The following is a 10897-nucleotide window of genomic DNA, read 5'->3' on the forward strand; positions in this document are numbered from 1 at the left end:
GGGCGCTGCTTTTCCAATCATTCTCCGTACCGACCAACGGTCGGTACCTACCAGCCTGGTTGCTTCCGTACCGACCAACGGTCGGTACCTACCGGCTATTTCCGGGTATGCAGCCGCTTCATCGCTTCGCTGAAATCGCCCTGCACCGCCAGCGGCATCACGTCGATCGCATCATCGATGGCACGTGCAATCAGCACGTCGTCGTCCTTCGACGGGCGCCCCAGCACCCAACCCACTACGCGGTCCTTGTGGCCGGGATGGCCGATGCCCACGCGCAGGCGATGGAACTTGCCGTGGCCGAGCAGGCGCATGGTGTCGCGCAGGCCGTTCTGGCCGCCGTGGCCACCGTCGAACTTCAGCCGCGCCACGCCGGGCGCCAGGTCCAGTTCGTCGTGGGCCAGCAGGGTTTCTTCCGGCTCGATCTTCCAGAACCGCTGTGCGGCGGTGACCGACTTGCCGCTGAGATTCATGAAGGTGGCGGGCTTGAGCAGCCACACCGTCTGCCCGGCGATCTCGACCTTGGCGGTCTCACCGAACAGCTTGCTGTCCACATTCCATCGCGCACCGGCTTTTTCCGCCAGGGCCTCAACGAAATGAAACCCGGCATTGTGCCGGGTCCGGGCGTGTTCCGATCCGGGGTTGCCCAGACCGACGATCAGTCGCAGTCCTGCCATGGTTCCTTCCAGTACGGTGCCTGCCCGGAGGCAGGCACCGTAGCGGTATTACTCGGCGGCAGCCGCTTCTTCGTCAGCCGCGTCGGCCTTGCCGGCCTTGGCGGTGACGATGGCGTCGTCGTGGTCCTTGCCCAGCGCCAGGGCCGGGATTTCCACGCCCTTCGGCAGCTTGATGTCGGACAGGTACACCACGTCACCGGCCTTCAGCTCGCCCAGGTCGACTTCGATCGACTCCGGCAGGTCCTTCGGCAGGCAGGTGATGGTCACTTCCTTCAGTTCGTGGGTGACCACGACGTCGGCAGCCTTGCCAGCCGGCGAGGTGTCTTCGTTGACGAAGTGCAGCGGGACCGAAGCGGTCAGGGCTTCGTTCTCGTTCACGCGCTGGAAGTCCAGGTGCATGATCAGCTGCTTGTACGGGTGGCGCTGCATGTCACGCAGCAGGACCTTCTGCACCTGGCCGTCCAGGTTCAGGTCCAGGATCGAGGCATAGAACCACTCGTTCTGCTGGGCCAGCCAGATTTCGTTGTGGTCCAGGCTGATGGCGACCGGCTCGGCGTTGCCGCCGTACACGATGGCCGGGATCACACCCGCGTGACGCAGGCGGCGGCTCGCACCCTTACGCTGCAGTTCACGCTTGGTGACCTTGATTTCATGGGTCTTCGACATTTTCGACTACTCAGGTTGTTGCCTCGCCTTTTGGCGTGGCGGTTGAAGATGCTTCCGCGACCAGAAGCACCCGGGGTATGTCCCCGCCGTTGCCGGCAGGGACGAAAAACTCAGTCGACGTACAGCGAGCTGACCGACTCGCCGAAGGCGATGCGGCGCATCGTTTCGGCCAGCATTTCCGCCACGCTCAGCTGGCGGATCTTGCTGCACACCCGCGCGGCGTCCTTCAGCGGGATGGTGTCGGTCACCACCAGTTCGTCGAGCTGGGAATTGGTGATGTTGTCCACCGCCGGGCCCGACAGCACCGCGTGGGTGCAGTAGGCGGCGACCTTGAGCGCACCGCGCGCCTTCAGGGCAGCGGCAGCGGCGCACAGGGTGCCGGCGGTATCGACGATGTCATCGACCATGACGCAGGTCTTGCCTTCGACGTCGCCGATGATGTTCATCACGGTGGAGACGTTGGCGCGCGGGCGGCGCTTGTCGATGATCGCCAGGTCGGCGTCATCCAGGCGCTTGGCCACCGCACGGGCGCGGACCACGCCGCCCACGTCCGGCGAGACGACGATCAGGTTCTCGGTGCCGTAGGCGCGCCAGATGTCGGCCAGCAGCAGCGGGGACGCATACACGTTGTCCACCGGAATATCGAAGAAGCCCTGGATCTGGTCGGCGTGCAGGTCGACGGTCAGCACACGATCAGCGCCCGCGGTGCTGAACATCTTGGCCGCCAGCTTGGCGGTGATCGGCACGCGCGAGGAGCGCATGCGGCGATCCTGGCGCGAGTAGCCGAAGTACGGCACCACGGCGGTCACGCTGGCCACCGATGCGCGCTTGAGCGCGTCGATCAGCACCAGCAGTTCCATCAGGTTTTCCGCGCTCGGCGCGCAGGTCGGCTGGATCACGAACACGTCCTGCTTGCGGACGTTCTCTTCGATCTCCACCTGCACTTCGCCATCGGAGAAGTGCGAGACCAGCGCCTTGCCCGGGCGAACCCCCAGTTCCTTGCAGATGTTCTGCGCCAGACGTTTGTTGGCGTTGCCGGAAAAGACCAGCAGGTTCGGGGACTCTTGCATCATGATTGTCTCGGGCGGGGACGAGTGGCGGGGATCCGGGGGCGGCAAGGACCCGGATGGACCCTTGCTGCTGACAACACCGCGGTTGTTTCCACGTCCCGCGCGGGCGATGCGCTGGAAGGCGCGGACACAGCCGCTATTGGCAGGGGCGGTAGGATTCGAACCTACGAATGCCAGGATCAAAACCTGGTGCCTTGGGCCTCTTGGCGACGCCCCTGCATTGATAAATCAGTGTTGCTCGAGTGCATCCAGCAGTGGCGAACGCGCAACGCCCGCTGCCACCCTTGCCCGCAACTCCTTCGGCAATTTCGACCGTCCCTGCTCTGCAGCAGACTGCGACGCGAATTCGACGAAACAACCACTTCCCGAACCGGTCAGCCGCGCCGTGCCGATGTCGCTCAACGCGGCAAGCGCTGCCTCGACGGCAGGCTCACGGCGGCGCAGCACCGGCTCGAACGCGTTCCCGACCAGGGTCCCGGAAGCGAAGTCCTCTATTTTCGCCACTGGGCTGTCGCGCGTCAAATCCGGGTCTGCAAACAGGGCCGGCGTGGGAACATGAACGCCCGGTTCAACCACCACATACCAGGCCGGCGCCAGCGTGATCGGCTGCAGGCGCTCGCCCACCCCTTCGGCCCAGGCGTTGCGGCCGCGCGCGAACACCGGCACGTCGGCGCCCAGGCGCAGGCCCAGCGCGGCCAGGGCATCTTCATCCAGGCCGGCATGCCAGAGCCGGTTCAGTACCACCAGTACGGTGGCCGCGTCGGACGAACCGCCGCCAAATCCACCACCGGCAGGAACGTGCTTTTCGACGATGATGTCAGCACCTTGCGCAACCTTCGCCGCTTCCTGGAGCAGACGCGCGGCGCGCACCGCCAGATCATCGGCCTCGGCCACGCCGGCCAGGCCCTCGCCCTGCCGGCGCACCTGGCCGTCTTCACGCAGGCGCAGGCCGATGCGGTCCCCCCAGTCCAGCAGGCGGAACACGGTCTGCAGTTCGTGGTAGCCGTCGGCCCGGCGGCCGGTAATGTGCAGGAACAGGTTCAGCTTGGCCGGGGCCGGCCACCAGGACCAGCCCGCGTCGTCGACTGCCCCGCTCATCGCGTGCCCTGCCCCCACTCGTCCACCAGCAGGCGCACCTTGGCGTCACCGTTGCTGGCCTCGATCCGGCGCGGCAGCGCCGGCCGTCCGGCGTCGGCCGGGTACCAGTCCAGGTACTGTACGTGCCAGCCCATCTGCTGCATGCGGCGGGGCCGGCCTTCGCCGTCGCGTTCGACCGTCTCGGGGCCGGCGGTGTCGCCGGCCACCAGGCCACGGATCCACTCCGGCAACTGGTTGACCGGAATGTCCCAGCCGGTCGCTTCCAGCAACAGCTGCTGGGCGTCCTCGCCGTCGCGCGGACCGCCTGCCAGTCCTTCCAGGCGGCCAGCTTCGGAATGGGTGTCACCGGTCAGCTTCCAGCTCTGCCGGGTCACCGGCGCGCTCAACTCCACCACGTAGCGGCGGCCTTGCTGCTTCCAGTCGATGCGACCGCTGCCGCCGTCCTTGCCCTTGCTGACCGCGACCCGGCCCTGGAAGGCCCAGTCCGGCTGTGCATGCAGGGCGGCCACGCGCGCCGCTTCGGCCTGCGCCGCTTCGGCCGAGACCGTCTCGACCACCGCCGGTGGCGGGGTCTTCTGCGTGCCCACGCTGGTACAGGCGGTCACCGCCAGGGTCGCAGCCGCCAACAGCAGCGGCCGGATCAGGGAAACACTCATGGATTGAATTTCTCGCGGGCGCGCAGCAGCGCGCGGTTTTCAGGGTCGAGCTTGGCCGCTTCGTCGAAGAAGTGGCGGGCCTCGTCATGCTTGCCCAGCACCCACAGCACCTCGCCGACATGGGCGGCGATCTCCGGGTCCTTGGCCAGGGTCCAGGCCCGGCGCAGCTGCACCAGCGCTTCGTCCTTGCGGCCCAGGCGATACAGCACCCAGCCATAGCTGTCGACGATGGCGGCGTTGTCCGGCTCGGCGACGCGGGCGCGGTCGATCAGCTCCAGCGCCTCCTGCAGGCGCCCGGTACGGTCAGCCAGGGTGTAGCCCAAGGCATTCAGGGCCGGCACGTTTTCCGGGTCGGTCACCAGGATCTTGCGCAGGTCGGCCTCGGCACGCGGAATATCGTCACGACGCTCCCAGGTGAGCGCGCGGGCGTACAGCAGGCCATTGTCATCCGGGTAGGCGGCCAGGCCGCGGGCCAGCGCATCCAGCTCGCCAGCACTGTCATCGCCGCGCTGGCGCAGCTCGGCCTCCAGCAGATACGCGTCACGGCGCACATCATCATCGACCACCGCGTCGGACTGGATCGCGTGCACCTCATCCAGTGCCTGCGGCAGCCGTCCGGCCAGGGCCTGGGCGTTGGCCGCACGCAGGCGCGCCTCGCTCAGCTCATCACCGCCGGGCACACTGTGGTACCACTGCACCGCCTCGGGATAGCGCTTCAGGTATTCGGCGATCTTGCCCAGCAACAGGCGCTGCGCGGGGTCCGGCTTGGCCGCCTGCCGCGACAGTTCGTTGTAGAGGTTGGACAGCGCCGCCTTGTCGCCCTGCTTGGCCAACAGTGAAGCGCGCATGCCCCAGGTCTGCACATCCTGCGGGCCGAATGCCAGTACGCGCTCGGCCGCAGCCGGTTGCCCCAGGCTGTCGTAGGCGATGGCCACCGCATTGCGCAGCTCGGGGTCCTGCCGTGTCTTCGGCTCGACGTCGTGCAGCAGCGACAAGGCCTTGTCGGTCTCGCCGGCCTGCTGCAGCTGGCTGGCACGCAGCAACGCTACGCGCGGTTCTTCGGGGAAGCGCCTGACCACTTCATCGATCATGCGCCGCGCCAGGTCGGGCTTGTCCATGCGCAGGGCGAGGCGGCCGAACTCCTGCCAAGCCTCGATCTTCGGCGGAATCGCATTGGCATCGACCAGCTCGCCGAGCACCTGCGCCGGCACCGCCGGGTCGCGGCCACCGCCGATCAGCGCGGCCAGGGCGAACTTCCAGCCGCGCTCGTCGGGGTCGGCCAGCAGCGCCTGCAATTCAGTGCGGGCGGCCTTCACATCGCCCTGGCGCATGGCCAGCGCACCGGCGGCGCTGCGCATGGTCAACGAACGCGGGGCGCGCTGCTGCCACAGGGCCAGGCCCTTGGCGGCGCTGGCGTCATCATTGGCAAGCATGGAGATACGGGTCGCGCGCTCGGCCAGGCCAGCGTCGCCGTCGGTCTGCTGCGCGGCCTGCAGGTACCAGCGCGCGGCCTCGGCCAGCTTGCCGGCCTGCAGGGCGAACTCACCGGCCATCACCGGCTCCAGCGCCAGTTCCTCGGTGGCCGCGGCCCGCACGGGGGCCCTGGCCGGCACCGCCGCCAGAGCCTGGGCGCAGGCTAGGGACAGCAGCAGAACACTGGGGATGCGAATCAATGCGGGCATCGTCGGCATCGGGGCCTTAAAATGTCGTCCAATGGCCAGCAGCTTATCGCAAGCAACTGAACAATGACCCTGTGGGTGCTCGGACTGAATCACCAGACCGCACCGGTAGAGCTGCGCGAGCGCGCGGCCTTCGCCGGTGAGGCGTTGCCGCGTGCGCTGGGCTCGCTGCGCGATACCCCGCAGATCGCCGAGGCGGTCCTGCTGTCGACCTGCAACCGCACCGAGCTGTACGCCGTGGCCGAGTCGGCACAGGCGCTGGACCAGTGGCTGCGCAGCCAGGCCGGCGACCTGCAGGGCTATCTGTACCAGCATGCCGATGCCGAGGCTGTGCGCCACCTGTTCCGGGTCGCCACCGGGCTGGACTCGATGGTGCTGGGCGAACCGCAGATCCTCGGCCAGGTGAAGGACGCCTGGTCGACCGCGCGCGACCATGGCCTGCTCGGCCAGCGCCTGGACCGCCTGTTCCAGCAGACCTTCTCGGTGGCCAAGCGGGCTCGCACCGATACCCAGGTCGGTGCCAACCCGGTATCGGTGGCGTCGGCCGCGGTGCGCCTGGCGCAGAACGCGTTCGCCCGGCTGGACGACTCCACCGTGCTGCTGGTCGGGGCCGGCGAGACCATCGAGCTGGCTGCACGGCACCTGAGCGAAGGCAAGGTGCGGCGGCTGCTGATCGCCAACCGCACCCTGGCCCACGCGCAGGAACTGGCCAGCCGCCATGGCGGCGTGGCCCTGCCGCTGACAGAACTGGACCGCCACCTGGGCGAGGCCGACGTGGTGTTCTCGGCCACCGCCGCGCGCGAGCCGGTGATCCATCGCGAGATGGTGGCCAAGGCCCTGCGTGCACGCCGGCACAAGCCGATGCTGCTGTTCGACCTGGCCGTTCCGCGCGACATCGAAGCCGAGGTCGGCACGCTCAACGATGCCTTCCTCTACACCGTCGATGATCTGGAACGCGCGGTGGAAGACAACCGTCGTGGCCGCCGCGAGGCCGCCGCCGAAGCCGAGGCGATCATCGACCTGCAGGTATCGCGTTACGTCGAGACCCAGCAGGCCAGTGCCCATCAGGCGCCTTTGCGGCAGCTGCGTGCGTTCGGCGAGGCCACCCGCGCCGAGTTGCTGGAGCGCGCACGCCAGCAGCTGGCCAACGGCAAGCCCGCCGACGAAGTGCTGGAACTGCTGGCCCACGGCCTGACCAACCGCCTGCTGCACCCGCCAACCGCCGCACTGCGCGCCGCCGCGCTGAGTGGCGATGCCGACCTGACCCGCGCCGCCGAGCGCCTGTTCCCGGCCACGCCGGGCTACCGCCACCCACCCGTGAGACCCGATGACGCCGACCCTGCGCCGTAAGCTGGAAGCGCTGGCCGAGCGCCGCGAAGAACTGGAACGCCTGCTCGCCGAACCCGATGTGGTCGCCGACAACACCCGTTTCCGCGACCTTTCGCGCGAATTCGCCCAACTGGAGCCGGTCGCTGCCGCGCTCGCCGATGAAGCCCGTGCCAAGGCCGACCTGGCCGCCGCCGAAGGCATGCGTGCCGACCCCGATCTGCGCGAGCTGGCCGACGAGGAAATCGCCGCCGCCCAGGCGCGCCTGCAGGAGCTGGAACAGGAACTGGCCCTGTTGCTGGTGCCGCGCGATCCGCGCGACGAAGGCAACCTGTTCCTTGAAGTACGCGCCGGCACCGGCGGCGACGAAGCCGCGATCTTCGCCGGCGACCTGTTCCGCATGTACGCCCGCTATGCCGAACGCCAGGGCTGGAAGGTCGAGATCGAATCGGACAACCCCGGCGAGCATGGCGGCTACAAGGAAGTGGTGGCACGTGTGGTCGGCCGGGGTGCGTTCTCGCGCCTGAAGTTCGAATCGGGCACGCACCGCGTGCAGCGCGTGCCGGCCACCGAATCGCAGGGCCGCATCCATACCTCGGCCGCCACTGTGGCGATCATTCCCGAGGCCGACGAAGTCGATGACATCGTCATCAATCCGGCCGACCTGAAGGTGGATACGTTCCGCTCGTCCGGCGCCGGTGGCCAGCACGTCAACAAGACCGAGTCCGCGATCCGCATCACCCATGTGCCAACCGGCGTGGTGGTGGAGTGCCAGACCGAGCGCAGCCAGCACGCCAACCGCGACAAGGCGATGAAGCGCCTGAAGGCGCAGCTGCTCGATGCCGAGCGCCAGCGCCAGGACGCGGCACAGGCCGAGTCGCGGCGCCTGCAGGTCGGCAGCGGCGATCGCAGCCAGCGCATCCGCACCTACAACTTCCCGCAGGGCCGGATCACCGACCACCGCGTGGAAGGCCTGACGTTGTACGACCTGCCCAACATCCTGGCCGGTGACCTCGACCCGCTGCTGCAGCGGCTCAGCCACGAACACCAGGTCGACGCCCTGGCCCAGCTGTCGGCGGGCTGAGCACGATGACGGCCTGGCAGCAGCGGCAGCACCTGCAGCAGGCGATCGCACGCCAGCCCGGCGACTTCGTCGCCTGGGTGATGCTGGCCGACCTGGAACTGGAAGCCGGCGACATCGCTGCCGGCGAGCAGGCCGCACGACACGCCCTGCAACTGCGCCCGAACCACCCCGAAGCGCTGGCGCGGCTGGGCCGCGTGGCGTGGATGGCCGGCGCGCACACCGACGCGGCGAAGCTGCTCGGCCAGGCCTCGGCATTGGCCCCGCAGCACCCGGGCATCGCGCTGTGGCTGGGCCATGCGCTGGAAGATGCCGATGATGCCGAAGGCGCGGCGGCGGCCTATCGCCGTGCACATGCGCTGATGCCGGACGAACCCTATATCGCCGCGCAGCGCCTGGCCTGGCAGCGTCGCCTGTGCGACTGGCAGGACGTGGATGCGCTGGCCACACAGGTGCGTGGCGCCCTGGCCGCCGGGCAAGGCGTGGTCGAACCATTCGCGTTCCTCAGCGAGGATGCCAACGCGGCCGAACAGCTGGCCTGTGCGCGCGCACGCGCGGCGGTCGTTGCGTCGGCGGTGCGCCCCCTTTCTGCAGTGAAGGTTCGCGAGCACGGCGCGTTGCGCGTCGGCTTCCTCTCCAATGGCTTCGGCGCGCATCCCACCGGGCTGCTGACCGTGGCCCTGCTCGAACACCTGCGCCATGACCCGGCGCTGCAGCTGCACCTGTTCGCGCTGAACCGCGCCGATGGCAGCCGCATCCGCGAACGCCTGCAGGCTGCGGCCCGCCTGCATGACGTGGCCGCACTGCGGCATGCCGACATCGCGGCCCGCATCCGTGCACAGGGCATCGACCTGCTGTTCGACCTGCGCGGCTGGGGGGGCGGCGGCACGCCCGAAGTGCTGGCCATGCGCCCGGCCCCGTTGCAGCTGAACTGGCTGGCCTACCCCGGCACATCGGGTGCGCGCTGGCTGGATGCCGTGGTCGCCGACGAATTCGTGCTGCCGGCATCGCTGGAACGTCACTTCAGCGAACGCGTCCTGCGCCTGCCACGTGCCTTCCAGCCCTCGGACAACACCCGCGTACTGGAACCGGCACCGTCCCGCGCCGAGTGCGGGCTGCCGGAACACGGCGTGGTGTTCTGCTGCTTCAACAACAGCTACAAGCTCAACCCGCGCAGCATGGGCCGCGCCTTCGCAGTGCTGCAGGCCGTGCCCGGCAGCGTGCTGTGGCTGCTGTCCGGGCCCGGCAAGGCCGATGCGCGCCTGCGTGCGGCCGCGCAGGCCGCCGGCCTGGATCCGGCGCGCCTGGTGTTCATGGCCAAGCTGCCGCATCCGCAGTACCTGGCCCGCTATCACCTGGCCGACCTGTTCCTCGACACCCATCCGTACAACGCGCACACCACCGCCTCCGATGCGCTGTGGGCCGGCTGCCCGGTGCTGACCTGCCCGGGCGATACCTTCGCCGCGCGCGTGGCCGGCAGCCTCAACCATCATCTGGGTCTTTCGCGGATGAACGTTGCCGACGATGCGGCGTTCATCGCCACCGCCAGCGCGCTGGGCAACGACCCGGTGGCGCTGGCAGCGTTGCGTGCCGAACTGGCGCAGGCACGCGAAGACCGTGGTGTATTCGACATGGCAGGTTTTGCCCATGACCTTTCCGCCCTGCTGCAGACGCTGGCGGGCGAGCAGGGCTGGCAGGGCGTCGACACCCCCTGAGCAACCCGTGCGCTACGCTCCGGCTTCCTCCCCGCGTGGTGTGACGATGGCCAAGCTCAAGCGCAAGGACTACGACGAACTGCTGCTGCCGCTGCAGCTGGAACTGACTGCAATGGCGCGCTGGGTGCAGTACAGCGGGCAACGCCTGCTGGTGCTGTTCGAAGGCCGCGATACAGCCGGCAAGGGCGGCGCGATCCAGGCCATCAGCCAGCATCTCAACCCGCGCCAATGCCGGGTGGTGGCGCTGCCCAAGCCCACCGACCGTGAAGCCACGCAGTGGTACTTCCAGCGCTACGCCGCGCATCTTCCCGCCGCCGGCGAGATCGTGCTGATGGACCGCAGCTGGTACAACCGCGCCGGTGTTGAACGGGTGATGGGCTATTGCAGCGAAACCGAGTACCAGCAGTTCCTGCGCCAGGCGCCGGTGTTCGAACAGCTGCTGGTGGACGACGGCATCCTGCTGTTCAAGTACTGGTTGTGCGTGGACCAGGAACAACAGGAAAAGCGCTTCGCCGAACGCCATCTCGATCCGCTGAAGGGCTGGAAGCTCTCACCGGTCGACCTGAAATCGCGCAGCAAGTACAGCGCGTACACCGAGGCACGCGAGGCGATGCTGCGCGCGACGCATCGCGAGGCGGCGCCGTGGACGCTGGTGGACTTCAACGACCAGCGGCTGGGGCGGCTGACGCTGGTGCGCAACCTGCTGGACCGGTTGCCGGACACGCGGGTGGACGCACCGTTGCCGGAGCTGCCGAAGCTGAAGGGCAAGCTGCATCGCGAGCACTACGATGTGCTGAAGCCGATCGAGGATTTCCCGGTCGAGGGATAGGGTGGGTCGGCAGGGCCTGCGGCCCTGCACCTGCTCAAGCAACGGCAACAGCAACAGCCAGAGCGGGATTTCCGTGGAATGGCGGGGCGGTGTCGGAGTGCGG

10 protein-coding genes and 1 tRNA gene are annotated in these 10897 nt (G+C 68.5%); 4 read left to right on the forward strand and 7 right to left on the reverse strand.

What is annotated here, in order from left to right; translation table 11 throughout:
* Positions 1-95: 95 nt before the first annotated feature.
* The 7 genes from pth to HMPREF3114_RS08070 all read right to left on the reverse strand — a co-directional run bounded on the left by pth (position 96) and on the right by HMPREF3114_RS08070 (position 5846).
* Positions 96-674: an aminoacyl-tRNA hydrolase gene (pth, locus tag HMPREF3114_RS08040; RefSeq protein WP_053499335.1), complete on the reverse strand. Its 579-nt coding sequence runs from the start codon at positions 672-674 to the stop codon at positions 96-98.
* Positions 675-722: 48 nt separating this feature from the next.
* Positions 723-1340, reverse strand: coding sequence for a 50S ribosomal protein L25/general stress protein Ctc (locus HMPREF3114_RS08045; RefSeq protein ID WP_005415401.1), 618 nt, complete (start codon positions 1338-1340; stop codon positions 723-725).
* A 110-nt stretch (positions 1341-1450) separates the two neighbouring features.
* Positions 1451-2410: a ribose-phosphate diphosphokinase gene (locus tag HMPREF3114_RS08050; RefSeq protein WP_005415400.1), complete on the reverse strand. Its 960-nt coding sequence runs from the start codon at positions 2408-2410 to the stop codon at positions 1451-1453.
* Positions 2411-2550: 140 nt separating this feature from the next.
* A tRNA-Gln gene (locus HMPREF3114_RS08055) sits at positions 2551-2627 on the reverse strand.
* An 11-nt stretch (positions 2628-2638) separates the two neighbouring features.
* Positions 2639-3508 carry a 4-(cytidine 5'-diphospho)-2-C-methyl-D-erythritol kinase gene (gene ispE / locus HMPREF3114_RS08060; protein WP_053499333.1) on the reverse strand — a complete coding sequence of 290 codons (870 nt, stop codon included), beginning with the start codon at positions 3506-3508 and terminating at the stop codon, positions 2639-2641.
* Positions 3505-4164: a lipoprotein insertase outer membrane protein LolB gene (gene lolB / locus HMPREF3114_RS08065; RefSeq protein WP_053499331.1), complete on the reverse strand. Its 660-nt coding sequence runs from the start codon at positions 4162-4164 to the stop codon at positions 3505-3507. Before lolB ends, ispE begins: the two co-directional genes overlap by 4 nt.
* Complete coding sequence (locus HMPREF3114_RS08070; protein ID WP_176746374.1) at positions 4161-5846, reverse strand: tetratricopeptide repeat protein; 1686 nt, start codon at positions 5844-5846, stop codon at positions 4161-4163. Before HMPREF3114_RS08070 ends, lolB begins: the two co-directional genes overlap by 4 nt.
* 63 nt (positions 5847-5909) lie before the next feature.
* Between HMPREF3114_RS08070 and hemA the strand changes: the two genes are divergently transcribed.
* From hemA to ppk2, 4 genes are read left to right on the forward strand one after another with little or no spacing between them, the layout of a single operon-like run.
* Positions 5910-7193: a glutamyl-tRNA reductase gene (hemA, locus tag HMPREF3114_RS08075; RefSeq protein WP_005415395.1), complete on the forward strand. Its 1284-nt coding sequence runs from the start codon at positions 5910-5912 to the stop codon at positions 7191-7193.
* Complete coding sequence (prfA, locus tag HMPREF3114_RS08080) at positions 7171-8253, forward strand: peptide chain release factor 1 (protein ID WP_005415394.1); 1083 nt, start codon at positions 7171-7173, stop codon at positions 8251-8253. The genes hemA and prfA overlap by 23 nt, the downstream gene beginning before the upstream one ends.
* 5 nt (positions 8254-8258) lie before the next feature.
* Positions 8259-9965 (forward strand): O-linked N-acetylglucosamine transferase, SPINDLY family protein, encoded by a 1707-nt coding sequence (locus tag HMPREF3114_RS08085; RefSeq protein WP_053499330.1) that lies wholly within the window; start codon positions 8259-8261, stop codon positions 9963-9965.
* 46 nt (positions 9966-10011) lie between these two features.
* Entirely contained in the window at positions 10012-10794 is a 783-nt protein-coding gene (ppk2, locus tag HMPREF3114_RS08090; RefSeq protein WP_049439764.1) for a polyphosphate kinase 2, read from the forward strand.
* The last annotated feature ends 103 nt before the right edge of the window (positions 10795-10897 follow it).

This window comes from Stenotrophomonas sp. HMSC10F07 (assembly GCF_001807895.1).
Lineage (GTDB): Bacteria > Pseudomonadota > Gammaproteobacteria > Xanthomonadales > Xanthomonadaceae > Stenotrophomonas > Stenotrophomonas sepilia.